This window comes from Robinsoniella sp. KNHs210, from assembly GCF_000686105.1.
GTDB classification, from domain to species: domain Bacteria; phylum Bacillota; class Clostridia; order Lachnospirales; family Lachnospiraceae; genus Robinsoniella; species Robinsoniella peoriensis.
On the sequence record NZ_JMLZ01000001.1, the window covers coordinates 1,624,091 to 1,647,123 of the forward strand.

Sequence of the window (23,033 nt, forward strand, 5' to 3'; positions counted from 1 at the left end):
TTGAGGAGGCAGAAAATGCTAAAATTATCAGGAAAATCGGTATATAAAGGAATCGTTATGGGACCTGTTGTGGTCTTCAAAAATAGCGATCACCAGGTGAAACGTAAAAAGATTGAAAATGCAGAATTGGAAATTGAAAGAGTGGAAACGGCTCTGGAAGCGGCAAAAGAGCAGCTCCAGAAATTATATGATAAGGCGGTAAAAGAAGTAGGCGAAGCCAGTGCTGCCATTTTCGAAGTCCACCAGATGATGCTGGAAGATGAAGATTATCTGGATTCCATACACAATTCCATCCGGACAGAAATGATCAATGCGGAGTACGCCGTTGCCGTTACCGGAGATAATTTTTCTGCAATGTTTGCCAACATGGATGATGACTATATGAAAGCCAGGGCAGCGGATATCAAGGATATCTCCAATCGCCTGGTTCAGAACCTGGAAGGAAAGGACGGGCTGGACTTAAGTACCATGGAAGCTGCAATCATTGTGGCAGATGACTTAAGCCCCAGTGAAACCGTTCAGATGGATAAAGACAAAATTCTGGCATTTGTAACCGTGCATGGCTCTACCAATTCCCATACGGCGATCCTGGCACGCATGATGAATATCCCGGCACTGATCGGAGTACCGGTGAATCTGGAAGAAATTCAAAGCGGTATGGAAGCGGTAGTGGACGGATTTACCGGGGAAGTAATATTTGAACCTTCCGTGGATTTATGCAGCCAGACCAAAATCAGAATTCAGGAAGAGAAAGAAAAGCTGGAGCTTCTAAATACGTTGAAAGGCAAAGAAAATGTAACCCTTGGCGGAAAGAAAATCAATATTTATGCTAACATCGGAAGCGTAGGGGATGTGGGATATGTACTGGAAAATGATGCCGGAGGCATTGGGTTATTCCGCAGTGAATTTTTATATCTTGGAAAATCGGATTTCCCAACAGAAGAAGAGCAATTCCGGGCATACAGGCAGGTCGTGCAGATGATGGCAGGCAAAAAAGTAATTATCCGTACATTAGATATCGGAGCGGATAAGCAGGTAGAGTATTTTAACCTGGACAAAGAAGATAACCCTGCCCTGGGTTACCGCGCAATCCGTATCTGCCTGAAACAGCCTGATATATTCAAGACGCAGCTCCGTGCACTCTTTCGTGCAGCCGTATACGGAAATCTGTCGATCATGTATCCAATGATTACATCCACGGAAGAAGTCCATCAGATTTATGAAATTGTAAATGAAGTGAAAGAAGAGCTGGATAAGGAACAGATTCCTTATAAACTTCCGGAACAGGGGATTATGATCGAAACACCTGCTGCAGTCATGATCAGCGATGAACTGGCTGAAATCGTGGATTTCTTCAGTATTGGAACAAATGATTTAACCCAGTACACGCTGGCGATTGACAGGCAGAATGAAAAACTGGATGATTTTTATAATCCCCACCACAAGGCGATTCTGAAAATGATTCAAATGGTGGTGGACAATGCCCATAAGTATGGAAAATGGGCGGGTATCTGCGGAGAATTAGGTGCAGACCCCGAATTGACGAAGAAATTCATCCGTATGGGCGTAGATGAGCTGTCAGTTGCTCCTTCCATGATTCTGAAACTCAGAAAACAGATTCGTGAGATGGAGGATTAAGTATTGATAACAAAAATGGGACTTTTACGCTAACAGCAGTGAAAAGACCGCAAAAGGATGCCGCAACAGCTTTTTGACCAGCTGCTTTGCGACATCCTTTTTTATTACTTAACCCCTGCATATTGCAGGCAAGCCTGCAAGCCTGCCATCAATAAATAGTTTGAATTTTTAATCACCAATAGGATTCTCGATTAAAGTAGCAGCAATAAATCTATGACAATGCCCATCTTCTATTTCTGTCTGAGAATCAATAAAGTGCACATGGCGCTCATCGCCGCATTTGCCAACCGGAACCTGCAAGCCCGTTGTTACACAAATGGGATGGAAGTGATCTTCATAAAAATCTGTTTTCGAAGTAAATTTGTGGATGTGTCCACCGGGGACTTTTATTATTTCTTCTGTCACACCTGCAAAGCGGTGGTTGTGTGGATCTTCATTCAGTTCGGCAAGGCGAACGCTTCCCAGCACCTCGTGAACGTGTGTTTGCATACATTTTCTGTTACAACTCATAATTACCTCCATTTCTGCACATTGTAGTGCATACAATTTTGTACCGCATCCGGAACAAAATTTTCTATATCAAATTATTCAATATCGGATAATACAATATAAAAGAAAAAAACAAATTTGTTCGATAAATTAGATTTATCTCAATATTATATGTTTAAAAGAGTAAATTGGTGATAATTATAAAATCCGTATTGTCCTTTGAATAATCAATAGAATAACAAAATTTATTGCGAATCCGGCTGTTGTATATTGACAGGTGTTATATAGTGTATTATAGTGTTATATATAAGAGGTGCAAATATGCAAGCCGGAGGTGAATTTTATGAACGAAAAAGGATTTGTTAAAATAGCTTCTGTGGGAAGTATGACGGAGGCTGAGCAAATGATCTGTGTTTTAAAAGAGAACGGTATTATGGCATGGCGCCAGGGCAGCATAATGGACATATATATGGGAGACTCCTATGCTGGTGAAGATATCATGGTCGCTGAAAGAGATGAAGATCCTGCAAAAAAACTATTGGAATGTTTCCCTCAGATTCAAACAAAAATGACTTATCAAAAGAGAAACCTGTCAAGGACGCAGCGAATTTTAGGATGGGTATTATTAATTATCATGATTCTGTGTATTTTGGTTCCGGTTATCCTGCTGTAAGTTGGGAAATAGTCGCTAAGTTGTACAGAGAGTTTAAAAATAGCCGAAAAGTCCTCAGCGAGTTTGAAAAAGAGAGGTGGAGAACGGAAATTGGAAATTATGATAAGCCACAAAAGCAGCAAACCAATATATGAACAAATAGGCTCACAGATTAAGGATATGATACTGACTGGCGAATTAAAAACCGGTGATATGATTACTTCTGTAAGAAGTCTGGCAAAAGAACTGGGAATCGGTGTGCTTACAGTCCAGAAAGCATATGACCGGCTTCAGAAGGAAGGTATTATTGAAACCGTGGTGGGAAAAGGAACCTATATCACGAATCATAATTCCGGTGGTCTGGAAGACCAGCGTAATCAGATATTGGAAGTCAAGGCGATGGAATTAATTGCACTTGCAAAGAAATATAACATAGAACAAGACAGCGTTATTGGATTGATAAAGCTGCTGTTCGATGACTCACTTATTGATTGATACTGAAAATGAGGTGCTATATGAAAAATATTCTTGAAATCAATGATATTACAAAAAAGTTTGCATCATTTACTCTTGATCATGTTCAATTTTCCTGTCCCGAAGGAGCTATTATGGGGTTGATTGGCCCCAATGGAGCCGGAAAAACTACTGTCATCAATTCTATTTTGAACATAATTAATTTAAACGAAGGAGATATACGGATTTTTGGCAAAAATTATCTGGAACTGACGAAAGAAGATAAAGAAAATATCGCAGTTGTGTACGATGATAATAACCTTCCGGAACATCTTACTTCCAAAGAGGTCAATAAAATTTTTAGTAAAATGTATCTAAAATGGGATGAAAATTTATTCCATCACTATTTACAGCGGATGGAGATACCGGAACATACTGCGGTCAAAGAGATGTCAAAAGGCAACAAAGTAAAACTAAATCTGGCGGTTGCGTTGTCCCATTGTCCCAGGTTGTTGATTTTAGATGAAATCACAGGATCGTTAGACCCCATCATGAGAGATGAAATACTGAAATTATTTCTGGAATTTATTCAGGATGAAGGCAATAGTATTCTTTTCTCATCCCACATTATTACAGATCTTGAGAAGATTGCAGATTATATTACCTTTATTAATAATGGCCATGTTATTTTCAGTAAAGAAAAGGATGAACTGCTCTATAATTATAATCTGATGCATTGCAGGGCTTCAAAATTTCATGAACTGGACAAAAGTGGTATGATAGCTTACCGGGCAGAAGGGAACCATGTAGACTTTATCCTGGACAATACCATGGGGAATCATTTCAATCAGGAAGAAATACTGATAGAACAGCCTGGCATAGAAGAAATTATGCTGATACTTGCAAGGGGGACAGTGGTATGAACGGATTAATAAGAAAAGATATTTACAACTTAAATAAAATAAAAAACATGTATCTGATTTTGACCGCCATTTTAATCGCCTATTGTTATGCAACAAAAAGACCTGCTTTTATTACTGCAATACCGATACTGATTTTCAGTACAACTGTAACTTCTACCTTTACAATGGACAATAATGTGAAATGGGATAAACTTGCTGTGCCGGCGATGTTGAGCAGAAATGAAATTGTTCTGAGTAAATACATTCTTCTTTTAGAGATTATAAGCGTGGGAATTCTGGTGGGCTTTCTAATAAGTTTGCCTGGGTTAATAACCCATCGTACCGATTTCATCCTGTTTTTGGAAATGACCATGGCTGCAGCCGCAATTGCGTTGTGTGCCGGCAGTTTGTCCATTGGATTTATATATCTGTCTGAAAATGCAGTTGAAAAGATGGAACTGCTTACAATATTTTCATATGCGGGATCTGCAGTTATCGTATTTGGCAGTTCAAAACTACTAAATATTTTAAATGACTCTCTAAAGCTTCCGAGAATCGGTCTTTCCATCATTAATCTTTTTATTGTATTTATTATTTATATTGTTTCTTATAAGACAGCAGTCAGAGCCTTCAAAGGCAGGGACATTTCCTGATTTTACGACAGATTGTTTAAACGTGTATTACACCTGTCAGCGTTTCTGATTTACAGCATTACAGTAACCGGTTTTATTTTGGTGACATAACCCCGGGAAGTATGTTAAAATAGGGCATGAAATATTAGATAGAAGGGAAAGACAAGATTATAATTATGATTAACAGAGAAGATATGCTGGAATTGACCAGACGAATGACACCTGCCAGAACGTCTGTGACGAGGATTGCAGGATGCTATATGGATGCGGACGGTGAAATCGATGGTACGTTTAATACTAATTTTTTAAAGCTTTCTGCTGGTGAAAAGGAAAAGAAATTAAAGATTGCAAAAGAGATTCCATTTTCCCGAACAAATGAGAATCTGAAAAGATATCAATTTCCAAGTGATTCTATGGGACCAAACAGTATGTGGCGGCTTCTTATGGGAATGAAATCCTGTGGGCTTAAGAATGATGTATTGATGGAAACATTCTATGAACTGATAGGGGAATCCTATCATTCCGACCATGATTATGCCGTGATGGTGTACCATGACCGGTATGATATACCGGTGAAAGCATCGGATCATGAAAGAGTGGGAGAGTCAGAAGAAGTCTACGAATATCTCATTTGTGCCATATGCCCGCTAAAAGGAGATTATGAGCCGGATAGTCCGGAGTGTGGATTCCTGTTTCCGGCATTTGCTGACAGAAGTTCAGACCAGAATTGTGTGGATGTGTTCCAGGCAGATACCCTGCATCCACATATGGAACTTTTGAAAATATTAAAGCGTGCCTGAAATAACTTGACTTCCAAAGAAAACCTGTTTATAATAAATTTCAATTGAATAGAAATCTTCAGGGCGGGGTGCAATTCCCTACCGGTGGTAAAGCCCACGAGCCGTAAGGCATGATTCGGTGTAATTCCGAAGCCGACAGTATAGTCTGGATGAAAGAAGATGTTAAAGCAGTTTTATGTGCTTTTTGTGCTCTGGAATGATATTATCATTTCAGAGTTTTTTGTTAAATGCGCATAGGACCTCCATTTTACATGCCTTGAGTAGATTTTATTCAAGGCATGTATTTTTTTGGAGGTGAAGTGTGAAAGAAAAGCATTTTTACTTATTAAGGCAGGATCGCAGGCAGATCTGCACTATGCAGGAGGTATAAAAATGAAGGATTTAGAATACATGAAGCAGGCCATAGAACTTGCGAAAAAGGGAAGTGGATTTACAAATCCCAATCCCATGGTTGGTGCAGTGATTGTAAAAGAGGGTGTGGTGATCGGACGGGGATATCATGAAAGTTACGGCGGTCTGCACGCTGAACGAAATGCTTTAAAGAACTGCAATACTTCATCCAAGGGGGCAGAAATGTATGTAACCCTGGAACCCTGCTGTCATTACGGAAAAACTCCGCCTTGTACAGAAGCTATTATCAATAGCGGTATTACGAGGGTGGTAATCGGCACACTTGACCCCAATCCTCAAATGTCCGGGAAAGGAGCCGCCATTTTACAAAGAAATAAGATTCGTGTAGAAACAGGTGTCCTGGAAAAGGACTGTAAAGCACTCATTCGTACCTTTGCAAAGTTCATTACAACCGGGAAACCCTATGTGATGATGAAGTACGCTATGACCATGGATGGCAAAATAGCCACGTATACAAAACAGTCTAAATGGATAACCGGTGAAAAAGCAAGATACCAGGTACAGGAAACCAGACATCAATATTCCGCCATTATGGCAGGCGTAAACACGGTTATCCAGGATGATCCGCTGCTGAACTGCAGACTGGAAAATGCTTCAAATCCGGTTCGCATTATCTGCGATACCCATTTACGGACACCCCTGGATTCCCGAATTGTTCAATCAGCATCAACCTATTCTGCTGAAACCATACTGGCAACCTGCTCCGCTGATGAAAATAAGATACAGCAATACCTTAATAAAGGCTGCCGTATTATACAAACCAGTGAAAAGGACGGACATGTGAATCTGCATGAACTTATGGGGGTTCTTGGAAAGATGGGCCTGGACAGCATACTTTTAGAAGGGGGCAGCATGTTGAATTGGAGCGCATTGCAGCAGGGAATTGTGGACGGGATTCAGGCATATATTGCACCGAAAATTTTTGGCGGCAGCCACGCCGTATCTCCTGTGGGCGGTATAGGGGTAGCCCTGCCGGCTGAGGCATTTCTGCTTGCAGACACCCGGTTCATACCAGTTGGCAATGATTTTTTGATGGAAAGTGAGGTGGTCTATCCATGTTTACAGGAATCATAGAGGAAACCGGCAGCATTTCAGCCATTTTGAAAAATGGAAATTCGATCCGTCTGACGGTGCATGCAAATAAGATTTTACAGGATATAAAAACCGGTGACAGTATTGCAGTCAATGGGATCTGCCTCACGGCAGCCGGTTTTACCGCATCGGCATTCACAGCTGACGTTATGCACGAAACCATAGCACGTACTTCCCTTTCACACTTAAGGCACGGAAGCATTGTCAATCTGGAAAGAGCCATGTCCGTGAACGGGCGGTTTGGGGGACACATTGTTACCGGACATGTGGACGGAACGGGTACCATCATCAAAATAGAAAGCGATGCAGCAGCCCAATGGTATACCGTCAAAACATCTCCAAAAATCATGCGGTATATTGTAGAAAAAGGTTCCATTGCAATGGATGGCATCAGTCTGACGGTAGCAAAGACAGACAGAGACCGTTTCTGTGTTTCCGTAATTCCCCACACGATGGGACATACGGCGCTGGCATCGAAAGCGGTTCATGATATAGTGAACCTGGAAAATGATTACATAGGAAAATATATTGAAAAATTCATCTTGGACGGAAACGAAAATTCTTCAAATTTAACGCGGGAACTACTTGCAAAATACGGATATTAGGAGGTATGGAAATGAAGTTTGATTCTGTAAAGGAAGCGGTAAGTACACTGCAGGCTGGTAAAATGATACTGGTACTGGATGATTGGGACAGAGAAAATGAAGGAGATTTAATCTGTGCTGCAGAATATGCAACAACGGAAAATGTAAACTTTATGGCAAGCTGTGCAAAAGGCTTAATCTGTATGCCTATGAGCTGGAAACTGGCGGAAAAACTGTGCTTGCCCCCTATGGCTGAAACGAATAACGATAATCATGGAACAGCATTTACCGTTTCCATTGATTATAAAGAAACCACTACAGGTATCTCAGCCGTGGAAAGAGGTATGACGGCCCGCATGTGTGTCTCTGATGGCGTTCTGGCAGCAGATTTCCGCCGCCCGGGCCATATGTTTCCGCTGATTGCAAAAGATAACGGGGTTTTGGAAAGAAACGGACATACCGAAGCAACCGTAGATCTGATGCGTCTGGCGGAATTAAAAGAATGCGGCCTTTGCTGTGAAATTATGAATGATGACGGGAGTATGATGCGATCCCATGACCTGCTGAAATTTGCAGAACAGTATCAGATTCCCTGCATTACCATAAAAGACTTACAGGAATACCGTAAAATCAATGAGAAATTGGCAGAGTGCGTATCCATTACCAAAATGCCAACCCGGTATGGTGATTTCATGGCACATTGTTATGTAAATAAATTGAATCAAGAACATCACATCGCTTTAGTTATGGGGAACATAGCAGATGAAAAAGAGGTTCTGTGCAGAGTCCATTCCGAATGTCTCACAGGAGATGTATTCGGTTCCTTAAGATGCGACTGCGGACAACAGCTTGATGCGGCTATGAAAATGATTGCAGATCATGGAAAGGGGGTACTGTTATACATGCGTCAGGAAGGACGGGGAATCGGATTAGTAAATAAACTGAAGGCTTACCATTTGCAGGATGGCGGTATGGATACCTTAGACGCAAATCTTGCATTAGGATTTCAGGGGGATTTGCGTGAGTACTACATCGGTGCGCAGATTTTGCGGGATTTAGGTATTCAATCGCTGCGCCTGCTGACGAACAATCCGGATAAGGTGTACCAGTTAGAAGATTATGGTATAGAAATCACGAAACGCATGCCAATACAGATTAAGGCGACTCCCTACGATAAATTTTACTTAAAAACAAAACAAACCCGCATGGGACATCTATTAAACTTAGAGGAGGAAAAATAAATGAGAATATATGAAGGTAATTTAGCAGCAGAAGATATCAAGGTGGGTATTGTTACCGCACGGTTTAATGAATTTATAACATCAAAGTTATTGTCGGGTGCCATAGACTGTTTAAAACGTGAAAATGTAAAGGAGGATCAAATTGAGGTGGCATGGGTTCCGGGGGCATTTGAAATTCCTCTGATTGCTTCTAAAATGGCACAGAGCAAGAAATATGATGCTGTCATATGTCTGGGCGCAGTCATTCGCGGAAGTACCAGCCATTATGACTATGTATGCAGCGAAGTTTCAAAAGGGATTGCCCAGGCCAGCCTTTCAAGCGGCATTCCGGTAATGTTTGGAGTGTTAACAACAGACAATATTGAACAGGCAATCGAAAGAGCCGGAACAAAAGCGGGTAACAAAGGGTTTGAATGTGCCCAGGGAGCCATTGAAATGGTTAACTTAATGCGTTCTCTTTAGTGAAAGTAAAATATTGTAATATCATTTTTTCTATACAAAAGGATTAGGCAGAGAAGAATCCTAAGTTCAGGAATACGGGATATGTTTTTTAGTGAACATGTGGTAAAATTATAATACAGGAATAAGAACGTACTTTAAATTGATTTGGGCTGCGCAGATTAAATCGACGCAATCGCTTTATACATCAGGAGGAGGTTAAAATGTATTATTTTACAAATGTTCAATCACCGCTGGGTATGCTGTCCATTGCCTGTGATGGTGAAAATATAACAGGGCTGTGGATAGAGGGACAAAAATATTTTTTGGGTTCCGTTTCAGATAAAATGGTAAGGATGGATGATCTCCCGGTGTTTCTAACCGTAAGAGAATGGTTAGACAGATATTTTGCCGGAGAGAAGCCGGAGATTTCCGAACTGCCTTTGCGCCCGGCCGGTGGGGAATTCAGGCAGGAAGTCTGGAAAATCTTATGTGAAATTCCTTACGGTGAAGTCGTAACTTACGGCTCCATTGCAAAAAAAATGGCAGAGATAATGGGCAGAAACAGGATGTCCAGCCAGGCAGTGGGCGGTGCTGTGGGACATAATCCAATTTCCATCATCATTCCCTGTCATCGGGTTGTGGGTACAACAGGCAGTCTGACCGGTTATGCAGGAGGTATCCACTTAAAGATAAAACTGCTGGAGCATGAGGGCGTGGATATGTCACATCTTTTTATTCCGAAAAAGGGAACGGCACTTTAAGAAAGCATGAATACATACCATTCAAAAAAGGGTATATGGGCTGTCATATGCCCTTTTTGGGTGGAAAAAATACCCCTTGACACCTAAGCTACTAAGTGTTACGATATACCAGTACTAAGTAATACTGCATACAAGTTATACCAAGTAGAAAGGAGCGGGACAATTGGAAAATTTAACCGAAATACTAAAGGGTGTTCTGGAAGGCTGTGTGCTGGAAATTATCAGCCGAAAGGAAACCTATGGCTACGAGATTACCAGGCACCTGAATGCACTGGGGTTTACAGATGTGGTGGAGGGTACAGTGTATACGATATTAATCCGGCTGGAAAAAAATAAATTAGTTGAAATAACTAAAAAACCATCCGACATGGGACCTCCAAGAAAGTTCTTTACCTTAAACGAAAACGGGCGGGAAGAGCTGCGGAAGTTTTGGGAAAAATGGGACTTTGTCTCTTCCAAACTCAATCAATTAAGAGAGGAGCAGTGAAAATGAAAAAATCTTTTATGGAACTGGTAATAGGTGACCTGAATGAAAAGCGTGCCTGGAGGCAATTTACAAAACGCGTGAATGCCCTTCCGAAGGACTATCGATATATGTTCAAAAAAATCCTGCATTATTTTTACAACTTTGGCTATAATCTGGAGATGCTCACGGACTTGTTGGAATTGTTTGAAGTAAATGCTGCCGAAGGGAAACTCATTCGCGATGTGGTGGGCAATGACGTGGCATCCTTCTGTGATGAGCTAATCCACGCAAACGCTTCAGACACCGTCACTCCAAGGGAACGGTTAAATCGTGAGATCTTGGAACACTTTCACAGGGAGGGAAAATAAGTATGGCTAATATCATCAAAAAAATGATTGGTGACAAAAAGGAATACCGTGACCAGATGGCCAGGGTGAATGTTTTGCCGGAAGACTATCGTTTTGTATATCAAAAGATACAGAACTATATGTGGAGCTTTTCAAGCGGAAGTGGATTTGATATGTTGAAAACACAGTATGACCTGATTGATCTGTTTGAGGATGGTGCGGCTCATGGCAAACACGTTCTTGATGTGACCGGCGAAGATGTGGCATCTTTTTGTGACGAACTAATGCAGGGAAATAAACTTTGGACAGACCATTACCGCAAACGCCTGAACCGTAAAATGAACCAAAAGGTAAATAAGTAAATTAATTGATGTATAAAAAATGCAGAGGTTTTTCACCACATATCAGGAGGTGCCCATCATAATGCGGAGGTTTACCAGTGACTAAAAGTAGTAATTACCTAAATAGATTGTCATTATTAACCGGAACAGGATTTTTTATCTTAGAAAATAATATTCTGGAAGAGTGCGGGAAAAGCAGCGGTTCAAATCCGATTGCCATATGTAAAAATTTTCAGGAAAAATTATTACATATGGCAGATGTCAAAAGTGTTCCTGTTTTATATCAGGACGGGTATCAGATCCTCTGGGGCTGTGTAAAACAAAAGGATCAATACATTTTAATAGGACCCATGAGCATCAAAAACCTGAGCAGGCTGGAATTGCATCACTATTACCGTGAATATGGCATACACGCAGGAGAGGAAAAAACGCTGCCGGTCTTTACGCTGTCACAGGCTTTGGCAATTGTGCAGATGGCTTCCGTGGAATCTCCTGTCATTACCTGTTCACAGGAAACAATAATTAGAGAAAATCATTTGGCGCAGGGATTGCACGATGGTATTGAGGAGGCGATACTTCGGTTTCAAATAAAAGAAGATACAGCCGGAATTTATCATCATACCTATCAGGAAGAACGCCAATTATTGGCATGTGTCAGAGAAGGAAGGACAGAAGATGCACTGAAATACAATATGGTTATCGATGAAGGAACCGGACGTCTGTCAAAAAGGGAAGTAAACCATTGGAAAAAAGTAGTGATCGTAGCCATTACTCTGTGCACCAGAGCCGCAATTGAGGGCGGCGTTTCACCCGCAGCTGCCTATCAGCTGAGTGATTTTTATATACAGAAATGTGATGAATATGACAACGTTCCGGCATTAGTGGAATGTAGAAATCTTGCGGTAAAACAACTGACAGAGCAGGTGAAAAGAAGAAATGAGGGACGAGGCAGCTCTAATTATGTAGACCAGTGCAAAGACTATATAAGCAAGCATTATAAGGAAAAAATATATCTGAATGATTTAGCAGATGCACTTGGACTAAGCAGTACTTATCTGTCACGCCTTTTCTCTAAAGAAACCGGAATGAAACTTCAGGATTATATCAATTGGTTTAAAGTAGAACGCGCAGCAAATTTACTTGCATATTCGGAAGAGACAATCGCACACATTGGGGAATATGTAAACTTTCCGACACAGAGTTATTTTGGGAAGATATTTAAAAGATATAAGCACATGACCCCTAAGGAATACAGAAACTATTATAAATCATCCGAATTTGCTTCCGAAAGAGATAATATATAGCAAATTAAGGATAAGAACAACATAATACTGGTATGCACATTACCTCCTTCAATCCTGTTTAAAATAAATCATCCAAGTTTCTGGAATAATAAAACCGATACATAATTTCGAAATTTATTTTATGCCTGTCCCCCATAGACCTTTTTGAAAAAATCTATGGTCGGGAAGCCACAACCCTTCTCGACCTTGAGCGGATACCACGCTTATGAATAGGTTTTAACTATTTAAATCTATCAAATATAAGTATTTGCTATATACGTGTGCCAGATTTATACTATATCTAAGGTGATGGCTGCCAAAGCCACATTGAGTATTAGGATATTAAAATAAAATTATTAATAATCAAGTTAATTGGAGGAGAAATATGATTGAATTAAAAGAATTTTTAGAATTTATGGACAGTGGAAAAACCATTACAGGTGGTACGAAGATACATGCTTATATGCATATGCTTTCTCAAGAAGCATTAAAGCTGACCGCAGAATTAAACGGGTGCTATCATGCCCCGGATGAAATCAGAGCGCTCATGGGACAATTGACCGGGAAGCCGGTGGACGAATCATTCTGCCTATTTCCGCCTTTTTACACAGATTGCGGCAAAAACCTTACCTTTGGAAAAAATGTGTTTTTGAACTCCGGATGTAAATTCCAGGATCAGGGAGGAATCTCCATTGGGGACGGCTCCCTGATTGGTCATAATGTGGTCCTTGCAACCTTGAATCACAGTCTGGATCCGGAACATAGGGGAGACTTAATCCCGGCACCAATTCGCATCGGTAAAAATGTGTGGATAGGATCCAATGCAGTGGTTCTTGCAGGCGTTACTATTGGTGATGGAGCTGTAATCGCGGCAGGAGCAGTTGTCACAAAAGATGTCCCTGGGAAAACAATTGCAGGCGGAGTACCAGCCAGGGTTATGAAAGCCATTGAATTAGAGAACGAAACTGTGGATTTGGATACATAAATGCCAAATCTGCAACGCACTATCTTTCCCGCAGCTTCACCGCTTTTGAAGCAGCCCTTCGCCTTTCATCTTTCAGTTTCGCATAATGCTTTTTCGTTGTATTTACATCAGAATGCCCCAGTACATCAGCAACGATATAAATATCTCCTGTCTCCTGATATAATGCCGTACCATAAGTAGAGCGGAGTTTATGAGGGGTAATTGTTTTTACCGTAACGGCAGAACTGTATTTCTTTACTAATTTCTCCACAGCATCTACACTAATGCGTTTTCGAAGATTGGAAAGAAATAATGCATCTTCGTGCCCCGCAATTGGCGTAATGGAATTTCTGGACAATTCCAGATAATCCTTCAGGCCATCTTCAACTTCTGACCCAAAATAAACAACCATCTCATTCCCGCCTTTTCGTATAATGCGGATTCCGTTGTTTTTAAAATCCACATCGGAAATATTAAGCCCCACACATTCAGACACACGTATTCCGGTTCCCAGCAGAAGCGTAATGATTGCCAGATCGCGGTATTTATGCTTATTATAATGATAAAGCTGAACACCGGATAATTCATTTCCACAGTTCTCTATGTGATCCAGCAGATTTGCCACCTCATCCGGATCCAGCTGGATAATCGCTTTATCACTGAGTTTGGGCATATCCACCATGCGGGCAGGATTGGCAGGAACCAGTTGTCTTTTGCACAAATATTCGAAGAAGCTCCGGATACTTGACATCTTTCTTGAAATTCCTGTTCTGGAATTCGTCTCGTATGAGCCGCTTTCATTGGTAGTATACGCTTTCAGATATTCCTGGTATTCTTCAAAATCCACCGGTTGAAGCAGTGAGAGATCATCCAGTTTGATATCTTTTAAATTTTTCCCCGCCAGAACGGGATTGGTAGACTGTAAGAAGCGGAAAAATACACGTAAATCATATGCATAAGAAATTCTTGTCTTATCACTGGTTGTCGGCTCCTTTGCCCGAAAGAAATCTTTTACATATGGCGGCAGCTCCAGAAGCATTTCGCGCAGCTTTTCCGTATTCATAATTTTTTCCTGATCTCTGTATGTAAGATTAGCCATTGAACCCTCCAAATGATTTCATTTTTTATTACTAAAGTGCTAAAATTATAACACATAGCTGAGAAAAATACCAGGTTAAGCGGTTAAACAAAATATTTTTCCGCGTAGCCTGCCAATACCAGCTTATCTGCTGATACAGACCACTTATAATGAAATAGAAGTTATATGTTCAATCAGATCCTGTTCCCGAAATAAATTTGAAACAGCAATTTCATAATCGGTCAGCTTTTCTGACTTTTTAATTTTTTTTAGATATTTATCGGGATTCGTAAACATACGTCCCATATAAAACCAAAGCTCTTTCATTTTAAATAGAACATTCTTTCCTCCAGAAATTGTCTCCAGATAACCATGGTATATTGTATCATGAAATTGCCGGAAACTGACTTTGCCAAGCACCGTATGAGTTTCAATACCATTTAACAATCCAGGATTCATCAGCAGCCCCCTGCCAAGCATAATCGTATGTATATCGGGGAATTGTTCCACAAAGTTTTCGAAATCTTGAACTGTAAATAGATCTCCATTATAGCAGACCGGATTACCGGATATTGCCAGAGCATCGCCAAATACTTCAAGATTAGGTGTATTTTTGTAATAATCTTTTTGAATTCTGGGGTGAATGATCAGTTCTTCCAAATGATATTTATTAAAAATCTCTATTAGTTCATAAAATTCTTTCGGGCTGTCTTTTCCAATTCTGGTCTTTATTGAAATCTTCATTTCTAATTCCGAGCATACTTTATCCAGAAACTGATCCAATTCATCCCGGAAGGCAAGAAAACCGGATCCTTTCCTTTTAGAAACCACCGTGCCGGAGGGGCAGCCAAGATTCAGATTTACTTCGTCATATCCCAATTGTTTTAATTCCAATGCCGTCCAGATGAATGCATCTGCCTGATTCGTCAGAATCTGAGGAACCAGATGAATTTGATTATTATGTTCCGGCATGATATCCTGCATTTCCCGGTATGAGAATCGCCGGTTCTGGTTCGGTACAAGAAATGGCGTAAAATATTTATCTACACCTGGGTAAAATTTATGATGGGCATTCCGGTAAATATATCCCGTAATGCCTTCCATCGGGGCAAAATAGTAGCGCATGATATCTTCTCCTGTTTATCGTTTGGGTTTGGGTTTGAGTTTGGGTTTGGATTTACTTTTAGATCATTATATACAAAGAATCTTAGAAAGACAACCTGAGATTTCAGTTTTGCGAACCCGTTCCCAGCTAAACACGGGTATAGCCCGGACGTGGGATCCGGGCTATGAGTCAAATATATTAACGTTAGTTGTTAATATACTCATAGTTTAATAGATACCGCGAAAAATGTCAATATATGGGATGACACGATTTGAAACACATAAAGTGTCATAGAGCATGTTATCAAGAGTGTTAGAAAATATCTTGACGTTTACTGTCAGATATGATAAAAGTAATAAGGTAATACCTTTAACGGGAAGGATGTGGGTGAAATGGAAATTCTGCCGATGGAAAAGGTTAATTTAAGCAATTCTGTGAAGGCATATTTAATAAAATACATCCGTGGAATGGACGCGAAACTTGGAACGAAGCTTCCGCCTGAGAATGAAATGGCGAAAAATTTTTCGGTCAGCCGCGTGACGATCAGGCGGGCACTGGATGATCTGGAAAAAGAGGGGCTGATCCTGCGGATACATGGGAAGGGAACATTCGTAAATCCGGATGCGCTTCAAATTAAGACCAGCTTATTGCCCGGTGGGGAATTCCGCCAGTTGATACGGGATTCGGGTTATGAAGCAAAATTCGAAATACAGCGGTTTGAAAAGCTGCTCAGCGATGGAGAAGTAAGCAGGAAACTGGAAATTCCGTTAGGAACTCCATACTATCTTCTGGAAAAACTTTATTTTGCGGATCAGCATCCGGCAATTGTCAGTATTGACAGAGTTCCCTGCGAATATTTTAATCAGGACCCTGATTCAGCGGAACTGAATGAACTATCTATTTTTCATATCTTGAAACATAAAGCAGGATGCATTATAAAGCGGGATAAAATTGAGATCGAAACCATGGATTTGGCAAAAATGAAACATTACAGCAGCTGCAGTGAAAAAATGGAATGCAGCAGTGTGTTGTGCTTTCATGGTATTAATTACGACCAGAATAACCGTCCGGTTATTTTAGATACAGAATTTTATAATACAGATTACATACGGTTTAATATGATTAGGGTAAAAGATGTTTACAAAGACTAAGGTTATTCTCGAATAGCCTTTTCTTATAGAAAAAGTAAAGGTAATACCATATTACCCATATTATCAATGAAGGAGAAAAGAGAAATGATGGAGAGTAAACAAAAACAAACCCCTGTGCTGGAGAAGATTTTTCATTTATCGGAACGGGGTACCAATGCCAGGACCGAGATGGTTGCAGGATTGACAACTTTTTTGACTTGTGTGTACATAGTAGCCGTAAATCCGGCTATATTGTCTGCTGCCGGAATGGACACAAAAGCAGTGTTCTGGGCGACTGCTTTAGCTTCTGCAATTGCCTGTATCTGGATTGGATTCTGGGCAAATCTTCCCTTTGCACTGGCGCCTGCAATGGGGCTTAATGCATATTTTGCCTATTACGTGGTTAATACTCTGGGTCTGACCTGGCAGAATGCTTTAGCCTGTGTATTTATATCAGGTGTCACATTTATGCTTTTAAGCATCCTGAAAGTACAGCAAAAAATTGTAGATGCCATGCCGGAATGCATAAAATTATCAGTCGGGGCAGGTATCGGATTTTTTATCGCATTTACCGGGCTGCATCAGGCAGGCATTATCGCAGCATCCAAAGATACGCTCTTAACATTAGGCGATTTATCAAATCCCGGTGCCCTCCTTGCTTTAGCCGGAATTTTTGTCATGGCTGTTCTTGTAATCAAACAGGTTAAGGGCGGCATACTCATCGGCATCCTTGCTATAACCGTTATTGGCATATTCATTACAAATCCACTGACCGGAACTTCTTACACGCAGCTTCCGGAAACCCTTGTTGCATTTGATAATCCGGTTAAAGCTCTGGCTCCAACTTTAGGCCAGTTATCCATAAAGGGAATGTTTACCGGCGCACCAGTGGTCGTCTTAGGCGTTATATTTGCAATTATCAGTTTTCTGTTTGTAGATTTATTTGACAGCATCGGCGTATTGCTGGGTGTTGCATCAAAAGCCGGGCTGTTGGACAAAGACGGTAACCTGCCATGTGCCGGAAAGGCTTTATTCGTATCTGCAGGAGGTGCCGCTATCGGTGCTTTGCTTGGTACTAATACCGTTACGATCTATGGTGCGGAAAGTACCACAGGTATTGCCGAAGGCGGACGTACCGGAATGACTGCCTGTGTTACAGGAGTGCTGTTTCTGCTGGCGCTGTTTTTCTCTCCGGTATTTTTAATGGTTCCATCCATCGCAACGGCACCTGCCCTCGTTATGGTAGGTATTTTTATGATAGAACCCCTCCGCAATATTGATCTGAAAGATATTTCCATTGCACTTCCCGTATTTTTAACTGTTGCATTTATGCCATTTTCCTATAATATCGCCTATGGTATTTTGTTTGGTATGATTGGCTACACCGTAGGTAAAATAGCAGCCGGAAAGTCTAAAGAATTGACTGGCACTGTAAAAGTACTGACTGTCCTGTTCATTATTTATCTCGTACTGGACATTATTTTATAAATCAGGAGGAACGCTATGCGTACATTTGAAGAAATAAAAAATACCATTGAAACAGGGCTTGGAAAATATCCCTGTGATTTAAAGCTGAAAGATGTCTGTCTTGTTAATGTATATACCAATGAAATTTACCGGACAGATATATACATCAAAAATAAACGTATTATTTCTATTGAACCAAATGCTGATCTTGAAGCAGAGGAATGTCTCGATTGCAGCGGTAAATATGCAATACCGGGATTTATTGATACTCATATGCACTTTGAGTCAACGATGCTGTCTCCCGAAGCATTAGCTTCTGTAGTAGTTCCGCAGGGCACCACCACCTTATGTGCTGACCTTATGGAAATTGCCAATGTAGCAGGCGAAGAGGGCTTAAGAGAGATGTTAGTATCCATGGACCGCCTGCCTTACCGTATGCTTATTGAAGTATCTTCCAGAGTTCCTACCGCTCCGGGCTTAGAAACAACCGGCGCCATCCTTGGGGAAAAAGAAGTAAAGAAGATCATGGAGTGGGAAGAGAGCATCAGTCTGGGTGAACTGGATCCGTCCAAAATCTTATTTGTCAAAGAAGAATACATCCATAAAGTTGCTGACACTCTTGCACAGAGAAAAATTGTGAATGGTCATGCCATCGGTAGATTAGGCCAGGAACTTAACGTATATGCCAGTTCCGGTATTTCCGATGACCATGAATGCGTGAATGCAGAAGAAATGCTGGCAAGACTCCGTGTGGGCATGAAAGTTCTGATTCGTGAAGGCAGCAGTGAACGAAACGTAGAAGAACTGATAAAGGGAGTTGTAGAAGAGCATATTCCACTGGAAAACCTCATGTTCTGTACCGATGATAAACATGCCAGGGAAATCCAGCAGGAAGGACATATTAATTACAATGTCAACCGTGCAATAGCACTTGGTATCCCTCCTATTGAAGCAATTAAAATGGCAACCATCTACGCAGCAAAACATTTCCGGATCGAAGATGAGGTAGGAAGTATCACTCCCGGAAGGCTCGCTGATATACAAATTGTCAGTGATATTACGAATATTAAACCTTCGGTTGTCATTTTTGAAGGAGAAATTGTTGCAAAAGACAATGCACTCCTAAAGGAATGTAAGGTAACAGAATACCCCGAGTGGATTAAAAACACCGTGATTCTGAAAAAATCGGTTACCGAAGAATCTTTTTTATTCAAGGCAAAATCCAGTGGTACACAGGCAAATGTACGTGTGATTGATTTAATTCCCAGCCAGATTATCAATAAAGAAATGATAGACATTTTGCCAATCAGGGATGGTGAAATTATTCCGGATACAGACCGCGATATTCTAAAATTAGCCGTAGTCGAGCGTTACGGAAAATCAGGTGATATCGGTATGGGATTTGTACATGGATTTGAACTGAAAAAGGGCGCTCTGGCATATTCAATGTCACACGACCACCACAATATCGTTGTTGTTGGTACCAATGATAAAGATATGGCGGCGGCAGTGAACGGAGTAGCGGAGATGAACGGCGGTCTTACCGTAGCATGCAATGGGACGGTAACACACCGGATGTGTCTGCCGATCGGTGGATTGATGAGTGAAAAGAACGCGGATGAAATCATGGAAGAACTGGACGTAATGAACGATGCGGCAATGAAACTGGGATGCAATATGCCTGCTCCCTTTATGTCATTGAGTTTTATTTCTCTGCCCACCGTACCGGAATTAGGCCTTACTGATAAAGGACTGATCGATGTATTAAATCATAAACTAATTGATGTTGAAATTATCTAAATAGAGGGTGTTTGAAAACAGGCTCTATTTATACAAATGCTAAATGTGCAAAATGACTGCCCCGCAAAAGCTGTTTCCGGTTTTAGCGCCAGTAATTTTGCATTTTTTCTATATTATGGCAGAAGCAGTTAAAACTAATAGAAAATCCGTCCGGGTTGTAGTAGAATAATATTAATGATGTGCATTCACAAATAGCTTTTGCAAATAGTGTAATTTGTACTGTACATAAATTTCTATTTTGAAAAGGAGACAGGTTATGAGCGAAACAAGAGTTTTAGAAAACGAAGCGTTACGGATAGAAGTGAATGATTTTGGTGCTGAACTTGCACGGGTTTATGATAAAAATGCCGGCAGAGAGGTTTTATGGAATGCAGACCCCGCTTATTGGAACCGCCACGCCCCAGTACTATTTCCTTTTGTTGGTGCACTCCAGGATGAACAGTATCAATATAATAATAAAAGCTACCGGATGGGACAGCATGGATTTGCAAGAGACAGTGTATTTACATTAGAAGAACAGCAGTCCACCCTCATTTGCCACAAACTCACCTGGACAGAAGACAGCTTTAAAAAATATCCATTTAAGTTTTCCCTTTATATAACACATATTTTATCAGGAAATGTAATCAAAGTCTGCTGGAAAGTAGTAAATGAGCAGGAGGAAGCAATGTATTTTGGGATCGGAGCCCATCCGGCATTTCTTGCCCCTGTTAAAGCAGAAGAGAAGCAAGAGGATTATTATTTAAATTTATACACTGATAAAGAGAATTACACATGCCTGCGCATTAACGAAAAAGGACTGGCACTCACAGAAACACCGGAAACGTTTGCGGCACAGGGTGGATTCTGTCCACTGAAAAAAGATCTGTTTAAGGATGGCGTATGGATTTTTGAAAATGCACAGCTGCAAAAAGCAGGACTTGCATTACCCGATAAAACCCCTTATATAGAAATCAATTGTGAGGGCTTCCCCTATGTAGGAATCTGGACGAAACCAGGTGCCCCCTTTGTATGCCTGGAGCCATGGTATGGCCGTACAGACGATGCCGGATTCAAAGGAAAAATCCAGGACAAAGCCGGGATTCAAAAGTTAAATGCCGGAGAAACTTTTGAGGCGGATTACACCATAACCGTATGCCATTGAAGTGGACTCACAAATTTAATCAGCGCCTGATATATGGATTTTGATAACGTCCCCTATTAATTGTCTTTTTGCCGCAATTGATGGCTTTTTGCGGACAATAGTGCAGGCAGGCAAAACAATATTCGCAGTTGTGATGCCATTCCGGTATCCCGTTTTCTATTGAAATATTGGATACCGGACAGATTCTTTTACATTTTCCGCATCCGTTACATGAAGATTGGACGGTAAAGTTTTTATCTTTTTTCGCAAGTTCTTTATGCATGAAATTGTGGTAAAGATTGAACAGCGGGTGGTAAAATTTCGGTTTTAATTTTCGCCGGTTTCGTACATCAGCAGCGATTACTTCGATTTTTTGCTTTGCTGCATGAAATAGCTTTTCCTGTTCAGAATTTGTCTGAGGTTTAAACATCGGCGTATAGTTCTCCGGCATTTTAATTGCGTATTCCGCCTGAAGGCAGACACCCTGAGCTTTCAATATCTTACGGGCAAATGGAAGAGCATTCCCAGTCATGTTTCCCATATTTGCCACTGCAAAGCAATAGGTTCCTTTTTGTATTTCCACATTTGTCAGAAATTCACGAACAATATGGGGCAGACCTAAAAAATATACGGGAAATACAATACCTGCACATCCGCTCATAGTAGTTCCTTTTGCCAGTTCCGGAGTTATGTTTTCTGTTTTACAATCAGGTAATATAGCAGCCAGTTCTTCTGCGATCATCTGGCTGTTTCCGGTGCCTGTAAAATAATAAATTGTGGTCATAAATTTTCCTCCTAATTTCTGTTTCTATATTTCTGTTTCTATATTTCTGTTTTTATTAAAATGTTACACTTGTGTCATTTGTTGAAGTCGAGTATAATCAAATTACACATTTGTGTCAATAGTTTTGCCCCAGGTTACACAATGGCATATGATTTGTGTCATTCTATCCGCTAAACTATGATCATGAAAAATATAGCAAAAAAATATAGGAAAACAGAAGAAAATGCAGAAAGGATTGCAGCTTTAGCTGCAATGTAAACCAGGTATAAGATGGAGAAAAGTAATAACCCGATTTCGATTCGTTCACGTCAAATGATTACAAACGCTTTAATGCAATTATTGAAAGAAAAGCCATATGAAGAGATTACCGTAACAGATATTGCAGAACGTTCGCAGTTGGTTCGCAAAACTTTTTATAGAAATTTCTCTGGAAAGGATGAGATTATCGAATGCTATTTGCATGATATCTGCAAGAAATTTATAGGTGAACTGGAGAAAAAACAGGTCTGTAATTATTATGAATATGCGCTTACTGTATTTCAGTTTTGGAAACCATATGCGAAGATGCTGATTTTTCTAAATAAGAAGAATTTATTTGATTATTTTGAAAAAGCATTTGATAAAATCACGCCGTTGGCAAGTAATTTTTTCCCTTGTGAGGTCATTGAGGAGAAAAGGTTTGAATATTACTGTTATATCTATGTATGCGGCGGATTTCGCCAAATTCTGTGCGAATGGCTTTTACACGGAACAACAGAAACACCGGAGACTATGGCTGAGTATTTTAATCGGTTTCGAAGCGGTATTTTCTGAACAGTTATTAACTGCTTTCAGAATAGGGAGGGAGAGTTGTTGTTATGAAAATACATAGGTCACACCTAATATTTATTTTTCTTTTCGCAATTCTATTCTTATTTTTAACGCAAAGCATACATACAGAAGCAGCCCGTAACAAAATTTCCATGTTTTCACACCGTACTTTCCAGGTAAAGTTTGGAACCAGCAATGAAATTCCTATTTTTTATAGTTCCGCAAATTCCAGGACACTG

The 23,033-nt window shown here is 40.5% G+C and carries 25 protein-coding genes and 1 riboswitch; of the genes, 21 read left to right on the forward strand and 4 right to left on the reverse strand.

The features are described from left to right. Window positions 1-15 precede the first annotated feature (15 nt). The gene (ptsP, locus tag CD03_RS0106295; RefSeq protein ID WP_027292908.1) at window positions 16-1,638 is read left to right on the forward strand and encodes a phosphoenolpyruvate--protein phosphotransferase; all 1,623 of its coding nucleotides are present in this window, start codon (window positions 16-18) and stop codon (window positions 1,636-1,638) included. 168 nt (window positions 1,639-1,806) lie between these two features. On the opposite strand, the gene CD03_RS0106300 is transcribed toward ptsP, so the two are convergent. Further along, on the reverse strand, window positions 1,807-2,148 hold the full coding sequence (locus CD03_RS0106300) for a YmaF family protein (protein WP_081820141.1): 342 nt from the start codon (window positions 2,146-2,148) through the stop codon (window positions 1,807-1,809). A gap of 322 nt (window positions 2,149-2,470) precedes the next feature. Here CD03_RS0106300 and CD03_RS0106305 point away from each other — a divergent pair, with 322 nt between their 5' ends. The 15 genes from CD03_RS0106305 to CD03_RS32630 all read left to right on the forward strand — a co-directional run bounded on the left by CD03_RS0106305 (window position 2,471) and on the right by CD03_RS32630 (window position 13,518). Continuing rightward, window positions 2,471-2,800 carry a hypothetical protein gene (locus CD03_RS0106305; RefSeq protein ID WP_027292910.1) on the forward strand — a complete coding sequence of 110 codons (330 nt, stop codon included), beginning with the start codon at window positions 2,471-2,473 and terminating at the stop codon, window positions 2,798-2,800. Between the two features lie 99 nt (window positions 2,801-2,899). After that, window positions 2,900-3,274: a GntR family transcriptional regulator gene (locus CD03_RS0106310; protein ID WP_141728593.1), complete on the forward strand. Its 375-nt coding sequence runs from the start codon at window positions 2,900-2,902 to the stop codon at window positions 3,272-3,274. Window positions 3,275-3,294: 20 nt separating this feature from the next. Next, entirely contained in the window at window positions 3,295-4,155 is an 861-nt protein-coding gene (locus tag CD03_RS0106315) for an ABC transporter ATP-binding protein (protein WP_027292912.1), read from the forward strand. Next, entirely contained in the window at window positions 4,152-4,787 is a 636-nt protein-coding gene (locus CD03_RS0106320; protein ID WP_027292913.1) for an ABC-2 transporter permease, read from the forward strand. The genes CD03_RS0106315 and CD03_RS0106320 overlap by 4 nt, the downstream gene beginning before the upstream one ends. Before the next feature lie 155 nt (window positions 4,788-4,942). After that, window positions 4,943-5,566: a DUF4317 family protein gene (locus CD03_RS0106325; protein ID WP_027292914.1), complete on the forward strand. Its 624-nt coding sequence runs from the start codon at window positions 4,943-4,945 to the stop codon at window positions 5,564-5,566. A 50-nt stretch (window positions 5,567-5,616) separates the two neighbouring features. Beyond that, window positions 5,617-5,731, forward strand: a riboswitch (FMN riboswitch). Window positions 5,732-5,938: 207 nt separating this feature from the next. Continuing rightward, a complete protein-coding gene (ribD, locus tag CD03_RS0106330) occupies window positions 5,939-7,051 on the forward strand; it encodes a bifunctional diaminohydroxyphosphoribosylaminopyrimidine deaminase/5-amino-6-(5-phosphoribosylamino)uracil reductase RibD (RefSeq protein WP_027292915.1) in 1,113 nt (370 codons plus the stop codon). Continuing rightward, on the forward strand, window positions 7,033-7,674 hold the full coding sequence (locus tag CD03_RS0106335; protein ID WP_027292916.1) for a riboflavin synthase: 642 nt from the start codon (window positions 7,033-7,035) through the stop codon (window positions 7,672-7,674). The genes ribD and CD03_RS0106335 overlap by 19 nt, the downstream gene beginning before the upstream one ends. 11 nt (window positions 7,675-7,685) lie before the next feature. Then, complete coding sequence (locus CD03_RS0106340) at window positions 7,686-8,894, forward strand: bifunctional 3,4-dihydroxy-2-butanone-4-phosphate synthase/GTP cyclohydrolase II (protein ID WP_027292917.1); 1,209 nt, start codon at window positions 7,686-7,688, stop codon at window positions 8,892-8,894. Next, the gene (ribH, locus tag CD03_RS0106345) at window positions 8,895-9,356 is read left to right on the forward strand and encodes a 6,7-dimethyl-8-ribityllumazine synthase (protein ID WP_027292918.1); all 462 of its coding nucleotides are present in this window, start codon (window positions 8,895-8,897) and stop codon (window positions 9,354-9,356) included. Window positions 9,357-9,556: 200 nt separating this feature from the next. After that, a complete protein-coding gene (locus CD03_RS0106350; RefSeq protein WP_027292919.1) occupies window positions 9,557-10,096 on the forward strand; it encodes a methylated-DNA--[protein]-cysteine S-methyltransferase in 540 nt (179 codons plus the stop codon). 163 nt (window positions 10,097-10,259) lie between these two features. Then, window positions 10,260-10,583, forward strand: a complete 324-nt coding sequence (locus CD03_RS0106355) for a PadR family transcriptional regulator (protein WP_027292920.1) — start codon at window positions 10,260-10,262, stop codon at window positions 10,581-10,583. Window positions 10,584-10,585: 2 nt separating this feature from the next. Beyond that, window positions 10,586-10,930 carry a DUF1048 domain-containing protein gene (locus CD03_RS0106360; protein ID WP_027292921.1) on the forward strand — a complete coding sequence of 115 codons (345 nt, stop codon included), beginning with the start codon at window positions 10,586-10,588 and terminating at the stop codon, window positions 10,928-10,930. 2 nt (window positions 10,931-10,932) lie between these two features. Beyond that, window positions 10,933-11,271, forward strand: a complete 339-nt coding sequence (locus tag CD03_RS0106365) for a DUF1048 domain-containing protein (protein WP_027292922.1) — start codon at window positions 10,933-10,935, stop codon at window positions 11,269-11,271. A gap of 77 nt (window positions 11,272-11,348) precedes the next feature. Beyond that, window positions 11,349-12,554, forward strand: coding sequence for a helix-turn-helix transcriptional regulator (locus CD03_RS35840; protein ID WP_052377699.1), 1,206 nt, complete (start codon window positions 11,349-11,351; stop codon window positions 12,552-12,554). Between the two features lie 367 nt (window positions 12,555-12,921). After that, entirely contained in the window at window positions 12,922-13,518 is a 597-nt protein-coding gene (locus CD03_RS32630; protein WP_197041640.1) for a sugar O-acetyltransferase, read from the forward strand. 19 nt (window positions 13,519-13,537) lie between these two features. On the opposite strand, the gene CD03_RS0106380 is transcribed toward CD03_RS32630, so the two are convergent. Together CD03_RS0106380 and CD03_RS0106385 are read right to left on the reverse strand one after the other, a co-directional pair. Further along, entirely contained in the window at window positions 13,538-14,596 is a 1,059-nt protein-coding gene (locus CD03_RS0106380) for a tyrosine-type recombinase/integrase (RefSeq protein WP_027292923.1), read from the reverse strand. Between the two features lie 144 nt (window positions 14,597-14,740). Beyond that, entirely contained in the window at window positions 14,741-15,700 is a 960-nt protein-coding gene (locus tag CD03_RS0106385) for a tRNA dihydrouridine synthase (protein WP_027292924.1), read from the reverse strand. Window positions 15,701-16,072: 372 nt separating this feature from the next. On the opposite strand from CD03_RS0106385, the gene CD03_RS0106390 reads away from it, so the two are divergent. The 4 genes from CD03_RS0106390 (at window position 16,073) to CD03_RS0106405 (ending at window position 21,221) form a co-directional block, all read left to right on the forward strand. Continuing rightward, a complete protein-coding gene (locus CD03_RS0106390; protein ID WP_044288947.1) occupies window positions 16,073-16,831 on the forward strand; it encodes a GntR family transcriptional regulator in 759 nt (252 codons plus the stop codon). Between the two features lie 84 nt (window positions 16,832-16,915). Beyond that, entirely contained in the window at window positions 16,916-18,298 is a 1,383-nt protein-coding gene (locus tag CD03_RS0106395) for an NCS2 family permease (protein WP_242849056.1), read from the forward strand. Between the two features lie 15 nt (window positions 18,299-18,313). Next, the gene (gene ade, locus CD03_RS0106400; RefSeq protein WP_027292927.1) at window positions 18,314-20,077 is read left to right on the forward strand and encodes an adenine deaminase; all 1,764 of its coding nucleotides are present in this window, start codon (window positions 18,314-18,316) and stop codon (window positions 20,075-20,077) included. 256 nt (window positions 20,078-20,333) lie between these two features. Continuing rightward, window positions 20,334-21,221 (forward strand): aldose 1-epimerase family protein, encoded by an 888-nt coding sequence (locus tag CD03_RS0106405; RefSeq protein WP_027292928.1) that lies wholly within the window; start codon window positions 20,334-20,336, stop codon window positions 21,219-21,221. 19 nt (window positions 21,222-21,240) lie between these two features. On the opposite strand, the gene CD03_RS0106410 is transcribed toward CD03_RS0106405, so the two are convergent. After that, a complete protein-coding gene (locus CD03_RS0106410) occupies window positions 21,241-21,984 on the reverse strand; it encodes an EFR1 family ferrodoxin (protein WP_027292929.1) in 744 nt (247 codons plus the stop codon). Window positions 21,985-22,254: 270 nt separating this feature from the next. Between CD03_RS0106410 and CD03_RS0106415 the strand changes: the two genes are divergently transcribed. Beyond that, a complete protein-coding gene (locus CD03_RS0106415; RefSeq protein WP_027292930.1) occupies window positions 22,255-22,797 on the forward strand; it encodes a TetR/AcrR family transcriptional regulator in 543 nt (180 codons plus the stop codon). Window positions 22,798-23,033 lie beyond the last annotated feature (236 nt).

Bases quoted from the DNA above. Each gene is read 5' to 3' on its own strand.
- ptsP (WP_027292908.1), top strand. From the start codon at position 16: ATGCTAAAATTATCAGGAAAATCGGTATATAAAGGAATCGTTATGGGA.
- CD03_RS0106300 (WP_081820141.1), bottom strand. From the start codon at position 2,148: ATGAGTTGTAACAGAAAATGTATGCAAACACACGTTCACGAGGTGCTG.
- CD03_RS0106305 (WP_027292910.1), top strand. From the start codon at position 2,471: ATGAACGAAAAAGGATTTGTTAAAATAGCTTCTGTGGGAAGTATGACG.
- CD03_RS0106310 (WP_141728593.1), top strand. From the start codon at position 2,900: ATGATAAGCCACAAAAGCAGCAAACCAATATATGAACAAATAGGCTCA.
- CD03_RS0106315 (WP_027292912.1), top strand. From the start codon at position 3,295: ATGAAAAATATTCTTGAAATCAATGATATTACAAAAAAGTTTGCATCA.
- CD03_RS0106320 (WP_027292913.1), top strand. From the start codon at position 4,152: ATGAACGGATTAATAAGAAAAGATATTTACAACTTAAATAAAATAAAA.
- CD03_RS0106325 (WP_027292914.1), top strand. From the start codon at position 4,943: ATGATTAACAGAGAAGATATGCTGGAATTGACCAGACGAATGACACCT.
- ribD (WP_027292915.1), top strand. From the start codon at position 5,939: ATGAAGGATTTAGAATACATGAAGCAGGCCATAGAACTTGCGAAAAAG.
- CD03_RS0106335 (WP_027292916.1), top strand. From the start codon at position 7,033: ATGTTTACAGGAATCATAGAGGAAACCGGCAGCATTTCAGCCATTTTG.
- CD03_RS0106340 (WP_027292917.1), top strand. From the start codon at position 7,686: ATGAAGTTTGATTCTGTAAAGGAAGCGGTAAGTACACTGCAGGCTGGT.
- ribH (WP_027292918.1), top strand. From the start codon at position 8,895: ATGAGAATATATGAAGGTAATTTAGCAGCAGAAGATATCAAGGTGGGT.
- CD03_RS0106350 (WP_027292919.1), top strand. From the start codon at position 9,557: ATGTATTATTTTACAAATGTTCAATCACCGCTGGGTATGCTGTCCATT.
- CD03_RS0106360 (WP_027292921.1), top strand. From the start codon at position 10,586: ATGAAAAAATCTTTTATGGAACTGGTAATAGGTGACCTGAATGAAAAG.
- CD03_RS0106365 (WP_027292922.1), top strand. From the start codon at position 10,933: ATGGCTAATATCATCAAAAAAATGATTGGTGACAAAAAGGAATACCGT.
- CD03_RS0106380 (WP_027292923.1), bottom strand. From the start codon at position 14,596: ATGGCTAATCTTACATACAGAGATCAGGAAAAAATTATGAATACGGAA.
- CD03_RS0106385 (WP_027292924.1), bottom strand. From the start codon at position 15,700: ATGCGCTACTATTTTGCCCCGATGGAAGGCATTACGGGATATATTTAC.
- CD03_RS0106390 (WP_044288947.1), top strand. From the start codon at position 16,073: ATGGAAATTCTGCCGATGGAAAAGGTTAATTTAAGCAATTCTGTGAAG.
- CD03_RS0106395 (WP_242849056.1), top strand. From the start codon at position 16,916: ATGATGGAGAGTAAACAAAAACAAACCCCTGTGCTGGAGAAGATTTTT.
- ade (WP_027292927.1), top strand. From the start codon at position 18,314: ATGCGTACATTTGAAGAAATAAAAAATACCATTGAAACAGGGCTTGGA.
- CD03_RS0106405 (WP_027292928.1), top strand. From the start codon at position 20,334: ATGAGCGAAACAAGAGTTTTAGAAAACGAAGCGTTACGGATAGAAGTG.
- CD03_RS0106410 (WP_027292929.1), bottom strand. From the start codon at position 21,984: ATGACCACAATTTATTATTTTACAGGCACCGGAAACAGCCAGATGATC.
- CD03_RS0106415 (WP_027292930.1), top strand. From the start codon at position 22,255: ATGGAGAAAAGTAATAACCCGATTTCGATTCGTTCACGTCAAATGATT.